11 protein-coding genes, 1 tRNA gene and 3 pseudogenes are annotated in these 22,629 nt (G+C 70.4%); 6 read left to right on the top strand and 9 right to left on the bottom strand.

Annotated features, from left to right (window positions below; genetic code table 11):
* Positions 1–58: 58 nt before the first annotated feature.
* The 3 genes and pseudogenes from G6N23_RS21400 (at position 59) to G6N23_RS21390 (ending at position 2,614) form a co-directional block, all read left to right on the top strand.
* Positions 59–888: pseudogene (locus G6N23_RS21400) on the top strand (serine hydrolase).
* Positions 889–1,047: 159 nt separating this feature from the next.
* Positions 1,048–1,979: pseudogene (cynR, locus tag G6N23_RS21395) on the top strand (transcriptional regulator CynR).
* Between the two features lie 209 nt (positions 1,980–2,188).
* Positions 2,189–2,614 carry a hypothetical protein gene (locus G6N23_RS21390; RefSeq protein WP_163769707.1) on the top strand — a complete coding sequence of 142 codons (426 nt, stop codon included), beginning with the start codon at positions 2,189–2,191 and terminating at the stop codon, positions 2,612–2,614.
* 19 nt (positions 2,615–2,633) lie between these two features.
* Here G6N23_RS21390 and G6N23_RS21385 read toward each other — a convergent pair.
* A tRNA-Ser gene (locus G6N23_RS21385) sits at positions 2,634–2,721 on the bottom strand.
* A 22-nt stretch (positions 2,722–2,743) separates the two neighbouring features.
* Between G6N23_RS21385 and G6N23_RS21380 the strand changes: the two are divergent.
* Positions 2,744–3,703 (top strand): annotated as a pseudogene (locus G6N23_RS21380) (NAD(P)H-quinone oxidoreductase).
* Positions 3,704–3,894: 191 nt separating this feature from the next.
* Positions 3,895–4,497 (top strand): GNAT family N-acetyltransferase, encoded by a 603-nt coding sequence (locus G6N23_RS21375; protein WP_234808525.1) that lies wholly within the window; start codon positions 3,895–3,897, stop codon positions 4,495–4,497.
* A gap of 132 nt (positions 4,498–4,629) precedes the next feature.
* Here the strand turns inward: G6N23_RS21375 and G6N23_RS21585 are convergent, their stop codons facing one another.
* The 5 genes from G6N23_RS21585 to G6N23_RS22280 form a co-directional block, all read right to left on the bottom strand.
* Positions 4,630–5,409, bottom strand: a complete 780-nt coding sequence (locus G6N23_RS21585) for a hypothetical protein (protein WP_163769674.1) — start codon at positions 5,407–5,409, stop codon at positions 4,630–4,632.
* Positions 5,310–6,014, bottom strand: a complete 705-nt coding sequence (locus tag G6N23_RS21580) for a hypothetical protein (protein ID WP_163769706.1) — start codon at positions 6,012–6,014, stop codon at positions 5,310–5,312. Before G6N23_RS21580 ends, G6N23_RS21585 begins: the two co-directional genes overlap by 100 nt.
* A 166-nt stretch (positions 6,015–6,180) precedes the next feature.
* On the bottom strand, positions 6,181–7,866 hold the full coding sequence (locus G6N23_RS22510) for a hypothetical protein (protein ID WP_179961144.1): 1,686 nt from the start codon (positions 7,864–7,866) through the stop codon (positions 6,181–6,183).
* Between the two features lie 23 nt (positions 7,867–7,889).
* Entirely contained in the window at positions 7,890–13,550 is a 5,661-nt protein-coding gene (locus tag G6N23_RS22655; protein WP_163769705.1) for a PGRS repeat-containing protein, read from the bottom strand.
* Positions 13,551–13,783: 233 nt separating this feature from the next.
* Positions 13,784–15,151 (bottom strand): hypothetical protein, encoded by a 1,368-nt coding sequence (locus G6N23_RS22280; RefSeq protein ID WP_235687128.1) that lies wholly within the window; start codon positions 15,149–15,151, stop codon positions 13,784–13,786.
* 283 nt (positions 15,152–15,434) lie between these two features.
* Between G6N23_RS22280 and G6N23_RS22275 the strand changes: the two genes are divergently transcribed.
* On the top strand, positions 15,435–16,211 hold the full coding sequence (locus G6N23_RS22275; RefSeq protein ID WP_235687127.1) for a hypothetical protein: 777 nt from the start codon (positions 15,435–15,437) through the stop codon (positions 16,209–16,211).
* Between the two features lie 31 nt (positions 16,212–16,242).
* Here the strand turns inward: G6N23_RS22275 and G6N23_RS21345 are convergent, their stop codons facing one another.
* The 3 genes from G6N23_RS21345 to G6N23_RS21335 all read right to left on the bottom strand — a co-directional run bounded on the left by G6N23_RS21345 (position 16,243) and on the right by G6N23_RS21335 (position 22,512).
* Positions 16,243–18,561, bottom strand: a complete 2,319-nt coding sequence (locus tag G6N23_RS21345) for an autotransporter outer membrane beta-barrel domain-containing protein (RefSeq protein ID WP_085259998.1) — start codon at positions 18,559–18,561, stop codon at positions 16,243–16,245.
* Between the two features lie 919 nt (positions 18,562–19,480).
* Complete coding sequence (locus G6N23_RS21340; RefSeq protein WP_235687126.1) at positions 19,481–21,190, bottom strand: fatty acyl-AMP ligase; 1,710 nt, start codon at positions 21,188–21,190, stop codon at positions 19,481–19,483.
* Positions 21,191–21,315: 125 nt separating this feature from the next.
* On the bottom strand, positions 21,316–22,512 hold the full coding sequence (locus G6N23_RS21335; RefSeq protein ID WP_085260000.1) for a cysteine desulfurase-like protein: 1,197 nt from the start codon (positions 22,510–22,512) through the stop codon (positions 21,316–21,318).
* Between the last annotated feature and the right edge of the window lie 117 nt (positions 22,513–22,629).

Here is a 22,629-nt window from a genome sequence, read left to right as displayed (position 1 = left end):
TCACCTCGACCGTGGTGCACATGCTCGTCGAGCGGGCTGCTTCTCGCTCGACGACCGGGTGGCCGACTATCTGCCCGGGTACGGTCGACACGGCAAGGGCCGCACCACGATCCGTCAGGTTCTGACGCACAAGTGCCGTTCGCCACCGGACCGCGGCCCGATGTGCATCGCGTCGATGACAGCGAGTACACCCGGCAGCAGCTGGCGAACCTGCGGGCGATCTACCCCCCGGGTTGGGCGCACATGTACCACGCTCTGACCTGGGGCCCGCTGGTGCGTGAGATCGTCTCGGCGGCCACCGGGCGCCATATCCGCGACATCCTGGCCGAGGAGATCCTCGACCCGCTGGGTTTCCGATGGACGAATTTCGGTGTGTCCCAGGACGACGTCCCGCTGGTGGCGCCCAGTCACGCGACCGGCCGCCCGCTTCCCGGTCCGGTGGCCGCGGTGTTCCGCCGGGCGATCGGCGGGACCATGCACGAGATCATCCCGTTCACCAACACCCCGCTGTATCTGACCAGCGTCATCCCCTCGTCGAACACCATCTCGACGGCGTTCGAGCTATCGAGATTCGCCGAGATCTGGCGCCGCGGAGGCGAGCTCGACGGCGTGCGGGTGGTGTCGCCGGAGACCATGGCCGCGGCGACGGCCCAGTGCCGGCGGCTGCGACCGGATGTGGCGACGGGCTTGGTGCCGCTGCGCTGGGGCACCGGCTACATGCTCGGCTCGGAGCGGTTCGGCCCGTTCGGTCGCGGCGCGCCCTCGGCTTTCGGGCATCTGGGCCTGGTCAACGTCGCCATCTGGGCCGACCCGGCGCGTGGCCCTGCCGGGCTGATCTCCAGCGGCAAGCCCGGCCGCGATCCGAGGCCAAGCGCTACGCCGCGCTGATGGCGCCGCCGAGATCCCGCGCCTCCGGTGACGCCGTGACCTGCGTTCGCCCTGGGCGATCCGAGCAATGCTGCGGGTCTCCCGGCTCTGCGCGGTCGAAGACGGCGAGTCGCACCCGGTATTGCAACACCGGCGACCCGAGATTCCTATAGTCGATCGATGGAGCTGCGGCACATCAAGTACCTGTTGGCGGTCGCCGACCATCAGAATTTCACTCGGGCCGCCGAAGCGCTGCACATCTCCCAGCCGACGCTGTCCCAACAGATCAAGCAACTCGAGCACGCGGTCGGGGTGAAGCTGTTCGACCGGTCCGGCCGCACCGTTCGGCTCACCGACGCCGGCTCCGCCTACGTCCACCATGCCCGGCTGGCGGTGCGGGATCTGGAGGCCGCCGAACGGGCCGTGCACGATGTGCGTGACCTTTCGCGCGGCAACCTGCGGATCGCGGTGACACCCACCTTCACCGCGTATCTGATCGGCCAGCTGATCTACAGCTACCGGGAGGCCTATCCCGGCATCAGGGTGACGGTTCTGGAGACCAACCAGGACAAGATGGAGGCCGACCTCCTGGCAGATCGACTCGACCTCGGGATCGGCTTCGCCGGCCCGCACGCGGCCGGCATCGAGGCCCGGACACTGTTCGCCGAGACATTGGTTCTGGTGGTGGGCTCGGGCCATCCGCTCGAGACGGGTGCCGTCCGGGTGCCGGTTGCGGAATTGGCCGGCGAACCACTCGGGCTGCTCAGTTCGGACTTCACCCGACTGCACGTCGACGCCTACTTCGCCGAATGCCAAGTGCCACAGAATATCGCGATCGAAGCAAACTCGGTCAGCGCATTGTTGGAGCTGGTGGGACGCGCGTCGTCGCCACCGTGTTGCCGGATGCGATCACCAGTGAACGCCCCGACCTGCACCCGGTCCCGCTGGATCCACCGCTGCCGACCCGCACCGTGCAGGTGCTGCAGCGTGCCGGCGTCTACCAGTCCGCAGCGGCGCGCGTTCGCCGCAATGCTCGACGCCATGGTGGCCGAGCGACGCAGCTAGCAGGGAGCTATTGGTCCCGCCAATGGCTCCGCGGATCTAAGTATTGACACTGCATGTGCCATCTTCCATGCTGAATGTCGTCTGGGTGAACGCTTTTCAAACAGATGGAAGGCGCGATGCGGCATTCGCGGGATATAGCCGACTCCGGTATGGCAACCGAAACCGTTGATAAGCACCATGTCTCACATCAGACGGACGAGTTCTCCGCATTGATGCGGCGGGCCGCCGAGCGCGGGGAAGGCTGGGTCAGCAACCTATGACGACTGCCCTATATGACGACACCACCAGTGGACCCGGCCTGGCGCAGCTTGAGCAGATGCTGCAGATCGGGCGGGGCCGCAGCGTGGCGGTGATCAACGCGCCGGCCGAATCGGAGCTGCGACTGCTCGCCAGTCGAACCAACCCGAACCACGCCGACGTGGTGATCGCCTTTGCGCTGCGGCGGGTGGATCTGGCCTGGCTGCGGGCGGCTTACAACGCGGCCGGGGCCGGCCGAACGGCGTGGGTCGTCTACCCCGAGCCGGGCCAGCCCGGGACCGACCTGCGCTGGGAGTGGTTCCTCGCAGCGCTACGCCAGTACGGCGTTCAGGCGGCGCACCACGTCGTGATCGACCGGGGCTGGTCTGCGGTGCTTCTGCAGCGGATCCGCAACGGCGAGCCGGAGCCGGGTCTGTTCGGCTGAGCGGCGCCGCGGGCCGATCGGCGGTGGCGGAGGATTTGAACCCCGGACGGTTTTAGCCGTCTCTCGCTTTCAAGGCGAGTGCATTAGCCGCTCTGCCACGCCACCGCGGGAAATCGTACCCTGGCGACCATGCATGCCGTTGTCGCTGAGTCCCCCGAGGTGTTGTCCTGGCAACAGGTCGACGATGTCCGTCCAGCCGCCGGCGAGGTGCTGATCCGGGTCGCCGCGGCCGGGTGAACCGAGCCGACCTGCTCCAGGCCGCCGGCAGTACGCCGCCGCCGGGCGCCAGCGAGACCATCGGGCTGGAGGTCTCCGGCGAGGTCGCCGCGGTGGGTGACGGGGTTTCCGATTGGACTGTCGGACAACAGGTTTGCGCCTTGCTGGCCGGCGGCGGCTACGCCGAGTACGTCGCGGTGCCGGCCCCGCAGGTGCTGCCGATTCCCGACGGCGTGGACCTGGTGGACGCCGCCGGCCTGCCGGAGGTGGCCTGCACGGTGTGGTCGAACCTGGTGCAGACGGCGGGACTGGGCGAGGGCCAGCAGTTACTGGTGCACGGCGGCGCGAGCGGAGTGGGCAGCCACGCCATCCAGGTCGCCCGCCAACTCGGGGCGTGGGTGGCCGTCACCGCCGGGTCGGAGGCCAAGCTGGCGTTCTGCCGCGAGTTGGGCGCCGAGGTCACCATCAACTATCACGAAGAGGACTTCGTCGCACGGATCCTCGAGGCCGGTGGCGCCGACGTGATCCTGGACATCATGGGGGGGTACCTCGACCGCAATATCGACGCGCTGGCCAACGACGGCCGCCTGATCGTCATCGGGATGCAGGGCGGGGTCAAAGGCGAACTGAACCTGGGCAAGCTGATCGGCAAACGCGCCGCGGTGATCGGCACCGCGTTGCGCGGCCGGCCGGTCGACGGGCCGCGCGGGAAGGGCGTTGTCGTCACGGCGGTGACCGAGAAGGTGTGGCCGATGCTCGGTGACGGCCGAATCAAGCCGGTGATCGGCGCGGGTGCCGATCCAGCAGGCGGGCGAGGCGCACCGGCTGCTGGCTTCGGGTGAGGTGACCGGGAAAGTGGTGTTGACGCTCTAAGCGGCGAGCGTGCGCGGAATGCCAGTTACTGCGGCGTGTCGGCGTACAGACCCGCACGCTCGCCGGTGGACGTAGCATTATCGGCGAGCCCATCGGCGACGGCTGCCAGTAACGGATTCCCAGGAGGCACTTGTCATGTCCACCGAAACCATCTCGGCTACAACGGCTTCGGGTTCACCATGAGTTCGCGCATGCCACGGCAACGGCTTGACGTAAGCGACGAGGTCCGCGCCGTTCCGCCACCGCCGCTGCCGGTGTTCCCCGAGCCGTACACCGTTCGTTTCGCGGACCCGGCCGGCGACGCCGAGATGATCTCCGAGTGGATGAACCGGCCGCACCTGGCCCAGACCTGGAGCTACGACTATCCACCCGACCAATGGCGCCGCCACATGGAGGTCCAATTCGAGGGCAGCTACTCACGCCCCTACGTCTTCAGCATCGACGGGCGGCCGATGGGCTACATGGAGCTGTTCCGTGCCGCCCAGGACGATCTCGCCGCCGTTTACGACGCGCATCCCTACGACGTGGGACTGCATGCGGCCATCGCCGAACTCGACATGGTCGAGCACGGACACGGCGCGATCATGTTCCGCGGGTTTGTCCAGAGCGTGTTCGAGATCGAACCGCAGTGCCAACGGATCATCGGTGATGCCAATGCCGGCGACGGTTCCTACGGGCGCCGGTTCTGGGAGCGACGAGGCGGGGTGTTCCTCGGCGAGCACTACATGGCCAAGTGGGATCAGCGCATCGCCCTGTTCGCCTGGCCGAGGACCCGTGAGGAAGCCCCGCACTAGCGGTCGTCCTGCTGCGCCATAGCGCGGCACCGACAAGGGCGGTGACGGATCATCCGTCACCGCCCTTGTCGTTATCCGGTGCGCATCGCCGCCGGGGCCGCTGGCGCCGGGGCTAGCGGTGCCGGTGGATCATCACGGTGCGCCCGCACCGCCGATGCCACCGGCGCCGCCGACACCCACGGTGCTGCTGCCGCTGACGGCCTTACCGCCGGCGACACCGTCGGTGCCCGACGAACCGGTGACGCCGTCACCGTTCGTACCGCCGGAACCACCGTCGCCACCGTTTCCGCCGCTGCCCGCCCAGTTGGACTTGCTGGGCTTGGAGGCACCGTTGGAGCCCTTGCCGCCGTTGCCGCCCTGACCACCGGAGCCACCCTGGGCGTGGGTGCCGTCGGTGTTGGCACCGCCCTGACCGCCGGTTCCACCGGTTCCACCGTTGCCACCGGTGCCACCGGTGCCGCCGCCGCCGGTGCCCTGACCGACCAGGCCGTTGTAGCCGGCGCCACCGGCGCCACCGTTACCACCGTTGCCGGCGAGACCTCCGGCACCGCCCTTACCGCCGACGCCGGCGTCGCCGTGCGCACCCGACTGGCCGTCACCCAGGGCCACGCCGCCCGCGCCGCCCAGACCGGCCGCGCCGCCGACACCGCCGTCGCCGCCCTGGCCGCCCTCGCCGCCGGTACCGCCTTGGCGCCCGGGCATACCGAGGCTGCCGGCACCGCCGGTACCGCCGACACCGCCGTTACCGCCCTTGCCGCCACCGCCACCGACGCCACCGGAGCCACCGAGGCCACCCTTGCCGCCGTCACCGGTCACGGTGCCACCGGCGCCACCGGTACCGCCGAGACCGCCTGCGCCGCCGGCGTACCCGGTCGCGCCGTCGGCGCCATTGCCGCCGGCTCCACCGGCCATGGGCTGGCCCTGCGGGTCCTTGGGCGCATTCTGGCCGGCTCCACCGTTGGCGCCGACCGAGGTGTTGTTCCCGGCCGTGCCGCCGTTACCGGCGTTGCCGCCGGTGCCGCCGGTGCCGTGCTGACCGGCCGAACGCCGTTGCCGCCGTTGCCGCCGGTTGCACCGGCGCCGTTGGCGGCGTTGGTGCCCGAGGTGCCGTTGGCGCCGGTACCGCCGTTACCGCCGGTTCCGCCGTTACCGAACTCCCCGGTGGCGTTACCGCCGACACCGCCGTGGCCGCCGGCCTGCGCCAGGCCGCTGCCCAGCGTCACACCGTTGCCGCCGTTACCGCCGGTGCCACCCGCGGCGATCGCGCCGTCGGCACCGGCGAGGCCGCTGTCGGCCTGGGTGACACCGTCGCCGGCCAAACCACCGGCCCCGGCCTCACCACCCGTGCCCGCGATGCTGTTGCTGTTGCCGCCCTTGCCGCCGCTTCCCGCAACGGCATTGGTGCCGCCACCCGCGCCGTCGCCGCCGCGGCCGCCGACCCCGGCGTTGCCGCCCGCGCCACCGTCGCCACCGAGACCGCCCTCGCCGTCGGCACCGTTGTTGCCGACATTGGCCACACCGCCGACACCACCGGTGCCGCCGGCACCGCCGGCGCCACCGTTACCGGCCGTGCCGCTGGCGTCACCGCCGACGCCACCGTTGCCGCCGCTGCCGGCGGTCGCATTGTTCCTGCGGTGCCATTGGCGGCGTTATGCCGCCGACGCCGGCACCACCGGCGCCACTTTACCGCCGGCACCGGCGTTCCGGCGTCGGCGCCACCGGCACCGCCCGCACTGCCGTTGCCGGCCGCGCCGGCCGTACCGTCGGTGCCATCTCGGATCCATCGGTCGCTCCGGCCAAGCCGGCAGCCTGGCCCGCCGTCACCACCGGTGCCACCCTGGCCGACCGTGCCTGCTGCGCCGCCGGAACCGCCGTTGCCGCCGGGCTCACGCCGCCCACAATCTGACTGGCCACCGGCGCCACCGTTGCCACCGGCACCGCCGAGCACCGCGCCGTCCAGACCGTTGTCGGCTGCCGTGCCGTCACCACCGGTACCACCGGCGCCACCGGCGCCCGCCGTACCGGCGACGCCGCCCTGGCCACCATTACCGCCGTGGCCGGCGATCTCGTTGGCACCGCCGCCCGCGCCGGCACCACCGTGGCCACCGTTGGCGCTGTCGCCGGTGTTGCCGCCGGCACCTGGCCACCGGCCCCAGCCGCACCGGTGTTGCCGTTGGTGGCCGCACCACCCGCGCCACCGTTGCCACCGCTACCGCCGGCCCCACCATCACCGTTGGTGCTGGTGGCGTCGCCGCCGTCGCCGCCATTGCCGCCACTGTTGGCCGCCGCATCAGAGCCGTCGGCCGCGTTGACACCGGCACCGCCGTTGCCGCCCGCGCCACCGGCGCCGCCGAGGCCGCCCACGCCGCCGTCGCCGGCCGTGGTACCACCGGCGCCGCCCTGACCGCCGCTGCCGCCGTTGCCGCCCGCGGTGCCGCTGGTGCCGTCGCCGTCACCGTTGGTGATGCCGTCGGTGCCGGCGGTACCCGCACCACCGTTGCCGCCCGCGCCACCGGTACCGATCGCGCCGGCCGCGCCGCCATCACCGCCGACGCCACCGTCCTGCGCGGAGCCGTCTCCGAGGAGCTGTCCGTCGCCGCCGTTACCGCCGGCGCCACCGTCGCCGCCCGCGCCGTTGGTGCCATCCTGGCCGCCGCTGGACTGGACGCCACCCTGGCCGGTGCCGCCCGCACCACCGGCGCCACCGACGCTGCGGTCACCACCGGTGCCGCCGGTACCACCGTTACCGGCGGCGGCACCGATGCCACCGGCACCGCCGTCGCCGCCGGCGCCACCGTTACCGGCGTTGCCGGCGTTGCCGCCCGCGCCACCGACACCACCGGCGCCGTGGGTGGCATCGCCGCCCACACCGCCGGCGCCACCGGCTGCGGCGTGCCCGCCGAGGCCACCGTTTCCACCGGTGCTGCCGTCAACACCCAGGACGCCATCGCCGCCGTTGCCGCCGCTGCCGCCGGTGCCGCCCGCACCGCCGAGGCCACCGGCGCCCGAGGTGGTGCCGCCCTGGCCGCCGTTACCGCCGTAGCCACCGACGCCGCCGTTGCCGCCGGTGGTTCCGTTGCCGTCACCGTCGGTCACACCGACCACGCCGCTGCCGCCGTTACCACCGGCGCCGCCCTGGCCGCCGGTGCCGATCGCGCCGGCCGCGCCGCCGTTACCGCCGTAGCCACCGGCCTGGCCGGTCGACCCGTCGGCGAGCAGTGCGCCGTGGCCACCGGCACCACCGTTGCCGCCGTTGCCGCCGCCGCCGTCCGCCCCGACCGCGCCGGCAGCGCGATAGGTGAGGCCGTCACCGTTCGCTGCCCTTGCCAGCGGCACCGCCGACACCGCGGTCACCGCCGGTGCCGCCATTGCCGCCGTGCCCGGCGGTGTCGTTATGCCACCGCCGGCGCCGGCGCCGCCGTGGCCGCCGTTACCCGCGGCACCTGAGGCCCCGCCGTTACCACCGATTCCGCCGCTGCCGTTGGAGCCGGCGGTGCCGTTGGTGGCAGAACCGCCCTGACCACCGTTGCCGCCGGCGCCGCCGACGCCGCCGTTACCGCCGTTACCGCCGTCGGTGTGCCGTCGGTGCCGTTGCCACCACTGCCCGCAACAGCATCGTTGCCCGCGATGCCCTGGATGCCGGCGCCACCCGCACCGCCGTTGCCACCGGCTCCACCGACGCCGCCCAGACCGCCGTTGCCGGAGATCGAGCCGCCCTTGCCGCCGCTGCCGGCGTTACCACCGGCCGCGCTGTTGCCGCCGGTTCCGCTGTTGGCGGTCGCCACCGAGCCGACCGCACCGGCCGCTGGCGCCACCGTTGCCACCCGCACCACCGTTGCCGATCGTTCCGGCGTCACCGCCGTTACCGCCGCCGCCGCCGAGTTGCGCGGTGCCGTCGCCCAGAAGCAGACCCGTGCCGCCCTTGCCGCCCGCGCCGCCGTTGCCGCCGACGGCTGCCGTACCGGCGGTTCCGCCGGCCGCCTGGGTGGTGGGGCTGGAATCCCAGCCGCCTGCGCCGGCCGTACCCGCTGCGCCGCGATCGCCGCCGGCGCCGCCATTGCCGCCGGAGCCTGCGACAGCACCGTTGCCGCCGCCGGTACCGTCGGCGCCGCGGCCGCCATTACCGGCGTTTCCGGCGTTTCCGGCGTTGCCGCCGACGCCGCCGGCGCCGTTCGCGCCCTGGTCGCCGTTGCTGGCGGTGCCACCGGCCCCGCCGTCACCGCCGATGCCGCCGTTACCGCCGATGCCGCCGTTGCCGCCGTCGGTGCCGTCGGCACCGGACATTCCGCTCCCGGCAGTGACCGGGCGCCGCTGATGCCCTCAGCGCCGTGACCGGCGTTACCGCCGGCGCCGCCCGCGCCTCCGGCACCGCCCGCGCCACCGTTGCCGACAGCGGTACCACCCGCGCCACCGACACCGCCGATGCCGCCGGCGCCACCGTGAATCCCGTTGGTGCCGTTGCCGTCACCATCGGTGATGCCGGCAGCGCCTTCCGCGCCGGCCCCGCCGGTTCCTCCGGCGCCGCCGTTGCCGGCCAATGCGGCGTTACCGCCGTGGCCGCCGGTGCCGCCGCCCTGGCCGATGTCGGTGGCTCCGATCACGCCTTGACCGACGCCACCGTTTCCGCCGGCGCCGCCGTCACTGCCGAGTCCGGCCGCGCCGTCGTTGCCGACCGCGCCGTCGCCTGCCGTACCGGTGCCGCCGATGCCCGCGGTACCGGCCGCAGCGCCATCGGCGCCGTTGCCGCCCGAGCCGCCCGCGCCGGCGTTGGCGCCGCCGCCGCCGCCGAGACCGGTGCCACCGACGCCGGCCGCACCACCGGCACCACCGTCGCCGGCGTCGCCGCCGACACCACCGGTGCCGGCGCTGGCCTCGCCACCCTGGCCGCCGTTACCGCCCACGCCGCCGGCCGCCGCGTTGCCGCCGTTGCCGCCCGCGGTGTCCGCGACAGTCGCGTCCGCGCCCGCGCCGCCGGCACCGTTCTCGCCGGACCCGCCGGCGCCACCGGCGCCACCGTTACCGGAGGTGCTGCCACCGAGGCCACCGGTACCACCGTTACCCCCGGCTCCACCGATCGCGCCCGCGGTGCCGTTGCCGTTGATGTCGGTGATGCCGTCCACGGTCGCGCCGACGCCACCCGCACCGCCGGCGCCACCGTTGCCGATCGCTGCCGCGTTGCCACCCACACCACCGTTACCGCCGCCCTGGCCGGTGTTGGTTGCGCTGATCAGGCCCGCGCCGTCACCGCCCTGGCCGCCGACGCCGCCGTCGCTGGCGATGCCGTCCAGGCCGGCGGTACCGCTGGCACCGTTAGTGGTGCCGGTTCCACCGGCACCCACCTGACCGGTCGAGGCCCCGAGCGCGCCGTCGCCGTGACCACCATTACCGGCGGTCACACCGCCGCCGCCACCGAGACCCTTGCCCCCGGCGCCGGCGATGCCGCCGTTTCCGCCGTAGCCGGAGTTGCCGCCGGCGCCACCGGTGCCGTTGGTCGCCGTGCCGCCCTGGCCGCCGTTGCCGCCCATGCCGCCGGCCCCGGCGTTGCCGCCGTTTCCGCCGTCGGTGTCGGCCACCGTGGCATCCGCGCCCGCGCCACCGGCGCCACCCTGTCCGCCGATACCGCCGACACCGCCCGCGCCACCGTTACCGGAGGTGGTGCCACCGGCACCACCCTGGCCACCGTCGCCGCCGACACCGCCGACGTACCCGTCGGTGCCGTTGCCGTCGACGTCGGTGATGCCGTCGACGGTCGCACCGGTGCCACCGGTGCCACCGGCGCCGCCGTTGCCGACCGCGCCGGCGTTACCGCCCTGGCCGCCCGCACCGCCGCCTTGTCCGATGTCGGTCCCGGTGATCAGACCCCAGCCGTCACCGCCGCGACCGCCGTCGGCGCCGTCGGTGTTGCTGCCGTCGGTGCCCTCGGCACCAGCGGCGCCCCCGGTGACGCCCAGGCCGCCGACCCCGGCGGTACCTGCCGCACCACCGACGGCACCGTCGCCGCCGTTACCGCCGCTACCGGCGTTGGCTGCGCCGCCGGCACCACCGCCCTGGCCGCCCTGCTGGGCAGTTCCGGCATTGCCGCCGCTACCCGCCGCACCACCGGCGCCACCGGTCCCGGCCGCCGCCACACCGCCGGCGCCACCGTTGCCGCCCGCGCCACCGGCACCTGCGCCACCGCCGTTACCGCCGGCGCCGTCGTAGGTGTCGGCTTGGGGCTCACCACCGTTACCACCGGCGCCACCCTGACCCCCGGCGCCACCGTCGCCGCCGTTGCCGGAGTTCGCTCCACCGGCACCACCTTGGCCACCGGTACCGCCCGCCGAACCGGCCCCACCGGTCGTTCCGTCGAGGCCCACGGTGGTGCTGTCGACTCCCGCGACGCCGTTACCGTCGCCGCCGACACCACCATCGCCGTCGTTACCGGCCGCGCCGCCGTTACCACCGGTGCCACCGGCCTGGGTGACGTCGCCGGCAAGCAGCTCGCCGTCGCCACCGCGGCCACCCGCGCCGCCGTGGCCGCCGATGGCCTCCGCACCGGTCGCTCCCTGCTCGGCCTGAGTGGTGTGGTCGGCGTTCCAACCGCCGGCGCCACCGGAGCCGGCCGTACCGCGGTTACCGCCCTGGCCGCCCTGCCCGCCGGATCCGGCCGTGGCGTTGTTGCCGCCACCCGCGCCGTCGCCACCGTTACCACCGTTACCGGCGTTACCGGCCGCACCGCCGACACCGCCCGCGCCACCGTCGCCCTGGACGCCTGCGATGCCCGCGGTCGCGACGCCACCGGCGCCGCCCTGTCCACCGACACCACCGGCCCCGCCGTCACCGCCGCTGCCGGCGTCGACGCCGGCGCCACCGTTATCGCCGCTGCCCGCCTCGGCGTCGAGTCCCTCGTCGCCGTCGTAGCCGTGGCCCCCGCCTCCGCCGGTGCCGCCTACGCCGCCAGCGCCACCGGCGCCGCCGTTGCCCGAGTTGGTGCCACCGGCGCCACCGGTGCCACCCTCGCCACCGGCGCCGCCGGTCGAACCCGAGGTGCCGTTGCCGCTGACATTGGTGGTGCCACTCTGGCCGGTTGCGCCCTGGCCGCCGGCGCCACCGTTACCGCCGTCACCGTCCGTGCCGGCGTCACCGCCGTCGCCGCCGCGGCCGCCGGCCTGCACGGTGCCGTCGCCGAGCAGCTGACCGTCGCCGCCGACACCACCATTGCCGCCGTTTCCTGCCGCGCCGTCAGCACCTGCGCTACCCGAAGCCGCCTGGCCCGAGCCGCTGGCGCCCCCGGCGCCACCGGCACCACCCGTGCCGGCGACGGCGTCCGCCGCGCTGCCGCCCTTGCCTCCGGCGCCGGCCGCCGCGCCGGTACCACCACCGGCACCCGCACCACCGGTACCACCATTGCCCGCCGCACCACCAGCACCACCATCACCACCAACACCACCAACACCATGAACACCGGCATTGCCGTGCACCGAAGCACCACCGACACCACCAGCGCCACCAGCACCACCATCGCCACCATTGCCGGCGGTACTGGTCGCATCACCACCATCACCACCGTCATCGCCGGAACCGACCACCGCATCGGCACCCGCCAACCCATCAGCACCAGCACCACCGACACCACCAGTGCCACCACGACCACCAGCACCACCATCGCCACCATCACCGGCCAACGCGCCACCAGCACCACCGGCACCACCGGCACCGCCGTTACCACCGATCGCGCCCTGCGTGCCATCACCGCCGGCCTCGGTCGTGCCGGCCAACCCGACCGCACCATCACCACCAGCACCACCGGCACCACCATTGCCCATGTTGCCGCCGTCGCCACCAGCACCACCAGCACCACCGGAGTCCCCAGCCACCGTCGCCGAGAACCCGTCACCACCGGCACCACCGTTACCACCACCGGTCGCCGCCACACCCGCACCACCGGCAACCCCACCACCAGAACCACCAGCACCACCGGCACCGGCAACACCGGCGTCACCACCACGCCCACCGTCACCACCATCGACAGTGAGCGCATCACCGTCGGCACCAGCACCACCATTGCCACCGACACCGGCAGCACCACCATTGCCGCCATTGCCGCCGACACCCGTCAGCCCCGCCGAACCGATCAGACCACCGGCACCACCAGCACCCGCAGCGCCACCGGCACCACCGATACCACCATCGCCACCATCACCGGCAGCACCGCCATCAGCACCGGCCTCATCGGCATCGACCCCGACACCGCCGGCACCACCGGCACCACCGTTGGCGCCCTGACCACCGGCACCACCGTTACCACCGGAACCGATCAGCCACGAACCCTTACCCCCGGCACCACCATTACCACCGGCGCCACCAGCCTGACCCAACCCACCATCAAGCCCGGCCAAACCCACCGCACCGGCCGCCCCCACCGCACCATCGCCACCCAGGCCACCATTGCCGCCCACGCCATACATAAAGCCGATACCCGCACCGCCGGCACCACCATTGCCACCAGCACCACCATCGATGCCGGCACCACCAGCACCACCATCACCGCCGACACCCATCCACCAGCCACCGGCACCACCAGCACCGCCGTCGCCACCATCAAGACCCGCACCACCGGCGCCACCATCGCCGAACATCCCCGCCGAGCCACCCACACCACCAAAGCCCTCAGCAGAGGTACCACCAGCACCACCATCGCCGAACCACAAACCACCAGCCCCACCAGCAGCATCAGCCAGCGTCCCGCCATCCACACCGTCAACACCGTTACCGATCAACACCTGACCGAAACCGAACATGTTGACAAACGAACTGACCTCAGCGCCAAAGGGACTCAAAATAAACTGCTGCCCCAAGTCATGCAACGGCGTGTAGAACAACGAACCAAACCAGTCATCAGCAGCCGCCGAACCCGGCAACTCCGCCACCGAGGCATCAAAACTCAACCCCACATTGGCCAACAACGGCTCCCACGAACCCGCATCAAACAACGTCTCCCACGACGACGCCTGACCCAAATCCCCCAGCGCCCCAGCCAAATCCGAACCGAGCAGATCAACAACCCAATCCAACTCATCAGCATGCGCAGCAGGCGCCGCCGACAACGGCCCCAACCCAAACGCCAAAAACGCCCCAACCGCACTGCCGGCTCCCAGCAGTCGTCGGCCACGCCGACCCTGCTGACCGTTGCCTGAAGTGTTACGCCCTACTGCCATTTGGGTTTTCCTATCTGTGTGGCCCACAGTTGTGCTAGCTCTGTCTGTCAATTCAGTTCTGGTTACGGCGGCTCACCTGCTGCGCAGGGTCAGCCTGGGAAGCCCAGCGCCGCGGCGATCTGGTTCGGAATGTCGTTGAGCCACTCGGCAGCCATCCCGAAGAAGTCGCCGTTGATGCTCAGCAGGCCCAGGTCGGAAAGACCCAGACCATCGACCAGGCCGTTGATGTCGAGGCTGCCGATGCCGAGATCGGTGAGCAGCGAATTGAGCGTCACGCCATCGAGTCCGAGGTTGCCGACGATGGTGTCCAGGTCGTAGTTGTCCAGGCCCAGCCAGCCCAGCAACGTGCCCAGGGTCGGGTCGCCCAACACACTGGTCATCACGTCGGTGATGAAGGAGTCGAGATGCACCTCATCGAGGCCCAGCCCATCCAGCATGCTGCCGATCGAAACGCCGCCCAACAGACTGTTGATGAAGTCGTCGAGGTGCGTGTTGTCCAGGCCCAGGCCGCTGAGCAAACCGGCAATCGAGATGCCGCTCAACCCGAGTCGGTCGATGAACATGTCCAGGTCGATGTTGTTCAGGCCGAGGTCGTTGAGCATGTCCTGGATGCCGAGGTTCTGCAGGCCCAGGGCGTCGATCAGGTTCTGCAGACCGATGCTGCCCAGCCCCCAGTCCTCGAGGAGCGTGAGCACGGAGGTGTCGCCCAAGCCCATTCCCTGGAAGAGGCCTTCCACGATCTGCGCCAGGGTCGGGTTGAACCCCAGGTCGGTGAAGAACTCTTCCAGCGTGACGTTGCCGCTCAGGTTGCCCAGACCCTGGAACAGCACCGCCAGCTCGTAGTCGCTGAGGCCCACAGACTGAACGAGCTGGGTCATGGTGGCGTCGTAGAGGCCCAGGTTCTGCAGGGTTTCGCCGACGGTGTTGGTGCCCAGCAGCGCGTTGAGGGTGGGGTTGCCGGCCTTCTCGACCAGGCTCGCCATGTCCGGGGGGAAACCGGGGATCTGGGACAACGGCGTGTCGCCCAGCGGAATGGTCTGGCCGGGGAGATAGACGGTCGACAGCAGCTCGGTCAGCCGGATGTCGACGATCATGGTGTCCGGGGGGAAGCCCTCCCCGGCCGGCATTTCCTCCATCAGCTGGCCGAGCGTCATGGTCCCGAAGTCCGCCATCAGCTCTTCCAGGGTGGCGCCGGGGAACATCGAAGCGAGCAGGTCGAGCAGCCCGGTGTCGCCGGTGATGTCCGGCCCGAGGAAGCCGCTGTTGAGCAGGCTGAGCAGCGACTCTTCGCCCATCGGGCCGAGGACGCTGACCAATCCGGTGCCGATGTTGACGTCGCCGAGTCCCAACTGCGCGAACAGATCGGTCAGCGGGGTTGCCCAGCGCGTCGGTGATGAGGCCGCCGACGGTCCATGTCGGATCGACCAGGCTGGCCAGTGATTCGCCGCCGCTGGCACCGAGCAGGTCCTTGATCAGGCCGCCCACGGACTGGTCGTCGCCGCCGACGAGGCTCAGGATCAACTCGGAGATGGTGGGGTTGCCGATCCCGACTTCCGGGGCGTTGAGCAGGGCGATCAGCAGGCTCGCGATCGAGTCATCCGGGCTGATGCCGCCGAGGTCGGTCAGCAGCTGGGCGATCGTGGGGTTACCGATGCCGGCCTCGTTGAACACACCGATCAGCAGTTCGGACAGCGGCTCGGTGCCGATCCCGAAGTCGTTCAGCAGATCCACCGGCGTCATGTGGCCGAAGCCGGCCTGGTCGAGCAGGTCGGTGATCAGGGTGTCCAGCGGGATGTCGCCGATGCCTGCCTGAGTGAGCAGCTCGGTGATGCTCGTGTCGCCGAAGCCGGACATCTCGACGAGGCTGCCGATGTCGAAGTTGGCATCGATCGGCTGTCCGGGAGTCAGCAGGCCGTTGAACAGCGGAATGCTGAGATCGCCGTAGTTGAGGCCGGTGCTGCCGTTGAGGAAGGCGTCCAGCAGGGTCGCCGGCGCACCGAACAGCGCGGAGAGCGCCCCCATCGGGTCACTGAAGTCGAAGACGTCACGCAGAACGTCCTGCATGGCGTTGAAAAGCGTTACCCACGGGCCGATTCCGGCGAGCAGCGAGTTTATCCACAGCGGCAGCTGGATGCTGATGTCGGCCGGGAACGGCAGCAGCTGCGCGTCGATGGTGGGCATCGCGTTGGTGAAGATGTTGATGACATCAGGGATGCCGGCCAGCGCCTGCTGCGGGTTGGTGAAGATGTGCTCCAGCAGGCCGAACATGTCGACCGAGTTCTGGTTCAACGCCTGCAGGTTGGCGATGGTGTGGTTGAACAGGTCGGTGTACGGCGAGAAGAAGTCACCGTCCGCCGTCAGTGCGACGGGCCGTTGCTCGACGGTCGCGAGCTGATGCTGCAGCTGCGGCAGGTTCGAGGTCACGGGCGGAACCGCGATGAGACCCACGCCGACGACAGCCAGGCCTGTCGTGACGTACGGACGGAGTGTTTGCTGCATGAGGCCCTCCCGGACTGACGTTCCGAAGTTGCTTTGCCGATCAGGTCGCTTAACCACCGAGCACCGCCGCGATCTGGTTCCCCAGGCCGTCGAACCAGTAGGAGAGCGAGCCGTAGAATTCTTCGATCTGGGCGTTGATCACCGTGAGATCACCGAGCCCCATCGACGCCAGCAGCTCGTCGACGGTCTGGGTGCCGAAGTCACCGAGCAGTGAACTCACCGTCGAGGTCCCGAACAGCGAGTCGATCAGCTCGTTGAGGGTCTGCGTGCCCAGACCCAGATCGATGAGACCGTCGCTGAGGGTCGTGGTGCCGAAGAACTGGTCGAACAGGTCACTGAGCGACTGGCCGCCGATACCGAACTCGTTGAGCATGTCGTTGACGCTCTGCGGACCCAGCGCCTGCCTGATGATGTCGTCGAGTTGCATGCTGCCCAGGCCGCCGTCGTCCAGGGCGTTGGCCACGGTCTGGTCGCCGAAGGCCTGGTTGAGCAGGTCACTCAGATGCATGTCGCCGATGCCCGACTCGTTGAGCATGTCGACGATGGTCTGGTCGGCGGGGACCAGCTGGTTGATCAGGTCGGACAGGGTGGTGTTGCCCATGACGCCGAACAGTTCCGACAGGGGCTGGTCGGGCATGTTCGCCAGCACCAGCTCGGTGAGGGTCATGTCGGCGTAGCCGGCCTGGCTGAGCATGTCGCCCAACGTCTGACTGAAGTTGGCCTGAATGACTTCGGCCAGCGTCTGGGTGCCCATGTCGCCGAGCAGCGAGCTCAGCGGCGCGTCGGCACTGTCGCCCAACATTCCGCCGATGGTCATGCTGGCGAGCGAATCGGCCAGGGAGGCGTCACCGCCCTTGTCCAGCGGTGAGGCACCGGACGCGACCAGGATGTCGTTGATGGTCAGGTTCCCGGTGATCCCGAGGTTCGCCATGTTGTTGAGCACGGTGCCGAGCGACAGGTCGTAGATGCCCATCAGCTGGACGACCTGCGCAAGCGTGACGCTGCCGAGGCCGGTGAAGTCGAGGACGTCGGTCATGTTGGTGTTGCCGGCATCCCCGAGGATGCTGATGATGATCTGGCTCATGTCGGCGTTGGCGACACCGGCCTGGCTCAGCAGGTCCATCATGGTCTGGTCGCCCAGGCCCAGGCCGCCCAGCAGCGTCGTGATGAACTCGTGGGTGGTCAGGTCGCCACCCCCGAGTGCGTCGATCAGCGACGCCGGGGTCTGCCCGCCGAGGCCCAGCGCGTCCACCGCAGTCTGCAGCAGTCCGTTCAGCGTCAGGTTCTCGGCGCCGATGTCGCCGAGCAGCTCGTTGACGGTCGGGTCTCCGATGCCCAGCGCGTTGAACACGTCGATGCCGAGGTCGGCCAGCTTCAGGTCGGCCACACCGATGTCGCCGGCGAGGTCGACGATCGTCGGGTTGTCGAAGCCCAGCGCGTGGGTCAAGTCGATCGCGAGGTCGGCGACCTGGACGTCGCCGATGCCCAACTGGTCCATGATGTCGGCGATGGTGGGGTTGCCGATCCCCACCGCGTCGAAAAGGGTTGTCAGCACGCTGGCGATCTCCAGATCGCCGAGGCCGAGGGTGTCGAGAACGTCGACCGGGGTCTGATCACCCAGGCCCAGGCTGTCCAACAGGCCGGTGAACATGTTCGCCACCGACAGCGTGCCGATCCCGGTCTGGTCGAGCAGGCTGGCGACGGTCTGGTCGCCGATGTTGAGCCCGTCGACCGCCTCGCTGGCGGTCAGGTCGATGACCAGGTTCTGGCCCGGGACCAGGATGCCGTTGAACGCGGGGATGCTGATGCCGGCCACATCGATGGTGCTGGTGCCGTTCAGCCACGCGTCGAGCAGTCGCGGGAACGACGTGAAGATCGCCGCGAACGGGTCGAGCGGATCGGTCGGATTGAAGATCTGATTGAGGATGTCCTGCATCGCGTCGTTGACCGTGACCAGCGGGCCGATCAGCCCCATCCCGATGGTCAGGAACGGCGAGAGCAGAACCATGATCGGGTCGGAGCCACTGATCGAGGGCATCAGCTCAGTCAGGAAGTCGAACACCTCCGGGAGCCGCGACAGCGAGCTCGGGTCGGTGAAGATCTGCTCGAGCAGATTGCCCCAGCCGTTGTCGGATCCCATCGCCGCCAGGTTCGTGGCGGTGTTGTTGAAAAGGTCGACCCACGGGCCCAGGAGGTCCGGTCCGGCGGTGAGCGCGACGGGATGGTGCTCGACGGCAGGAAGTGCCAGGCGGACCTCAGCGGGTGGGCGTACGAACCCGGTGGGGACCGCCGCATTTACCGCGACGAGGGCGGCGCCCGCGATGACGACGCCGGGTGTGACGTACGGGCGAAGCGCCAGCTGCATCATGCTCTCCTAGGAAACTGATCATGGACGTTGCTGAACTTTACATGAGTTTTAGGTTTTGTCGAAGCGGAAATTTTCTAATGAAACTGCTCCACAAAAAGCCCAAAAATCGCTCGTAAAGCGATATGAGTCCGGTAGTACGGAAGTCTGTGTCCCTGGTACGCCGTGACTTCCGTTCGGGCGAAAATCGTTTCCTTAGATTTTGTTAATCGTTATTCAGAGAGGTCACGGTCCTTGGTGCAGGCAGCAACCCTGAGCGCGGCCAACCAGATGAAACGGCCGCAACAGCGGGCCGGGACGGCCCGGCGACGCAGTCGTGCTGCCTCAGCCCGGACGGTGGGGGTTACCGGCCGGCGGGACGGCAGCTGGACGGCGCCGTGGCGTGCTTCTGGCGGCGGTGCGCCCTCGACAAGCTGCTCGGCGCACGGGGCGGGACCCCGCCCACTCGACCGTGCCGGGACCGGCTACCGGCCGGGCCGCGCGATCATCCTGGGAGAACGCTGCCGAGGCGTCGGCACCGCCGGGATCCGGCCGGGAGAGTTCCCCCGCAGTCCGAAGGCCCTTTTTCACCCACCGGTGATTCGCGAATCACTTTCCGCCGCGGGTTGTTCGCAACGGTACGGCGCAACGACCTTCTCACCGGTCCGCGCCGTCAAGCACCGCCCCTACTCACGCTGATGCGTTGTGACGCTGCGTATTTCGGACAGAACCGACGCCTTCCGAGCAGGGCTCGGCCAGCGGCGATTTCAGCGCGACCCGATCAGCCGCTCAGTCCTCGCCCCGCCGGTCACCCTGCGACCCCGGCCGCCGCTGCGCCAGCCCTGCCACGGCGAGCCGTGCCAGGCCGGACAGCAGTGCGTTCCCCACGCCCGGTCCCTCTTTTTGTGGCCGCGGCTCCTCCCACTGCGCCAGCACGGCCAGTTCACCGGCGACGTACTGGTCGCGGCAGGCACTGCGCTGAATCTTGCCGCTGGTGGTGGTCGGTATCCGCATCGGCGAGCAACACCACGGCCTGCGCTTCGATCCCGTGGTGGGTGGGGATCGCCGCCCGGATCGCATCGATCAGGTCGTTCGGATCGATGCCGGCGGCGTCGTGGTGGTGCACCTCCTGGACCACCACCACGTATTCCCGGGCGTAGCGCTCGGTCGGCAACTGGAACACCGCACCTCGGCCGGGAAGCAGGGCCGGGTGACAGTTCTGCACGGTCAACTCGATGTCGTTGGGGTAGTGGCTGTAGCCGTCGATCGTCATCAGGTCCTTGCACCGGCCGGTGATGTACAGCTCGCCGCCGCGGAAGAACCCCAGGTCGCCGCTGCGCAGGTAGGGGCCCGCCCCGGTGTCGGCCAGGTGCGCTGAGAAGGCGTGTTCGGTCTCCTCCGGCCGCCCCCAGTAGCCCACTCCGACGCTCGGCCCCGCCACCCAGATCTCGCCGACCTCCTCCGGCCCGCGCTGCACCCGGGTCTCCGGGTCCACGATCAGCACGTCCTGGTCGCCTTGGCGTTTTCCGCAGCCCACCAGCGAAAGTGTCCGCTCCGCGTCGCCGGCGGCGTCCGGGTCCACCTCGACCACCCGATCCTCGCCGAGGGCGGTCCGGTCGAGGTGCCGGATCACCGGCACCGCCGAATTCGACACTCCGGACACCCCCAGCGTCGCTTCGGCCAGCCCGTAGGCGGGCCGGAAGGCTTCGGGGCGGAAACCAGCCGGCTCGAACGCCTCGCTGAAGGCCCGCAGGGTTTCCGCGCTGATCGGACCCCCGCCGACCACCGCGATCGACCAGTTCGACAGGTCCAGCGCGGCACGCTGCTGCGGGGTGCTGCGTTTGACGCAGGCGTCGTAGGCGAAGTTGGGCGCGGCACTGATCACCGCCCGGTAGCGCGACATCGCCTGCAGCCAGCGCAGCGGGCGCATAAGAAAGGAACTGGGCGCCATCAGCACGGTGGTGCGGCCGCCGTAGATGGTGCCGAGGATGCCGCCGACGAAGCCCATGTCGTGGTACTGCGGCAGCCACGACACCCCGCTGACCGGGCTGGCGAACACCGGATCGTCGTCCCGGGGGTCCAACGCCTGACGGATGATCTCCAGGTTGTTCACGTAGTTCCGGTGGGTGAGCACGCAGCCCTTCGGCACCCCGGTCGAACCCGACGTGTACTGGATCATGGCGACGGTGTCTTCATCGACGTCCAGGCGCTCCCAGGCCGCCCCGTCGTCGGAGTCCTCGTCCATCGCCAGCCAGCGCAAGTCGGTTCCGGCGTCCAGGCCGGCCACGGCGGCCTTCATCTTGGACTGTGTCTTGGCCGTCGCCAGGGCGAAACGGGCGCGCGCTTCGGGGACGACGGTCTCGATCCGTCGGATCGGCCAGTGCTCGTCAACCGGAACCGCGACGGCACCGGCATAGAAACAGCCGAACAGTCCCGCAACGCTGTCCACACCGGGACGGCAGAGCACCAGCACGCGTTCCCCGGCTGCGCCTTGGCGCTGCAGATTCACCGCGATCGACCGGGCGCGACGGTCCAGTTCGCGGTAGGTGATCCGGTCCTGTTCCACATCCCCGTCGGGGCAGAAGATGAACGCCGGGGTGTCCTGATGCCGGGCGGCCTGCTGCCGCATCAGGTCCACCAGGGTGTCCGGCACGGTGGGGTAGCGGAGGTCGTCGGTTCTGCCATCTTCTGATCTGCCTTACGCGGTGCTTCGTTGACGGCCCACAGCGTAGCCTGCGTGACACCGGCCGGCGATGGATCGGAAACGGCCGGGAACCGTCATCCCAGCGAGGCCAGCGCGCGCACCAGCTGGTCGATCTCCGCGGCCGTCGAGTAGTGGCTCAGCCCGACCGTGACCGCGCCGCCGATGTCGTTGACGCCGATGACGTCCAGCACCCGCGACCCGGCGTTGGCGATCGCCAGCACGCCGTTGTCGGCCAACCGCTGCACCACCCGTTCGGCGGGTACCTTCTGCACCGCGAAACTGACCACCGGAATGCGGACCTCCGGCTGACCGATCATCATAACCAGCGGCAGCGACTGCAGTGAACCGACCAGATAGTCGAACAGCCGGTTCAGATACTGCCCGGCCGACTGCATGGAGATCGCCAGCCGCTCGGGCCGGCTGCCCCGGGCGGACTCGTCGAGCGAGGCCAGGTATTCGACGCTGGCCACCACCCCGGCCAGCAGGCCGAACTGGTGCAGGCCGACCTCCAGCCGCGCCGGGCCCACGGCGTGCGGGTTCAGCGACACCGACCCGAACGTGTCGATCAGCGCCGGGTCGCGGAACACCAGCGCACCCACCGGCGGGCCGCCCCAGGCGGCCGCGTTGAGGGCCACCACGTCACCCTCGACGTCGTTGATGTCGATCAGCTGATACGGCGCCGCCGCGCAGTGGTCGATCACGGTCACCCCGCCCACGTCGTGGACCAGCTTGGTGACCGGCCGCAGGTCGGTGACCGTGCCCAGCACGCCCGACGCCGAGGTGACGGCCACCAGCCGGGTCGACGGAGTGATCAGGTTCTCCCACTGCCAGCTCGGCAGCTCCCCGGTCTCGATGTCCACCTCGGCCCATTTGAGCTTGGCGCCGTAGCGGTTGGCGGCGCGCACCCAGGGCGCGATGTTGGCCTCGTCGTCGAGTCGGCTGACCACCGTCTCGTAGCCCAGGCTCACCCGCGACGACGCGGCATCGGCCAGCGCGTTCAGCAGCACCGCCCGGTCGGGGCCCAGCACCACCCCGGCGGGATCGCCGCCGACCAGATCGGCCACCGCCTGGCGTGCCGCGACCAGCACGGCGGCACTGCGCCGGGCCGCCGGGTGCGGTCCCGACGCCGTCGCCAACGAGCCGCGGAACGCGGTCGACACCGTGGTCGCCACCGAGTCCGGGATCAACATGCCCGTAGGAGCGTCGAAGTGCACCCACCCGTCACCGAGGGTCGGGTGCAGTCCGCGCACCCTGGCGACATCGAAGGCCATGTCAGCCACCTTAGAACTACTCAAGATCGGGTGATCGGTGAAAGTATCGGATAACCGGATAGCTCCCCCGCCGCGCTGAGCCGTGTCACCTTGGCAGACATACTAGTGCAGTGCTTC

This window comes from Mycolicibacter terrae (assembly GCF_010727125.1).
Lineage (GTDB): Bacteria > Actinomycetota > Actinomycetes > Mycobacteriales > Mycobacteriaceae > Mycobacterium > Mycobacterium terrae.
This window is presented reverse-complemented; position numbering and strand designations above follow the sequence as displayed.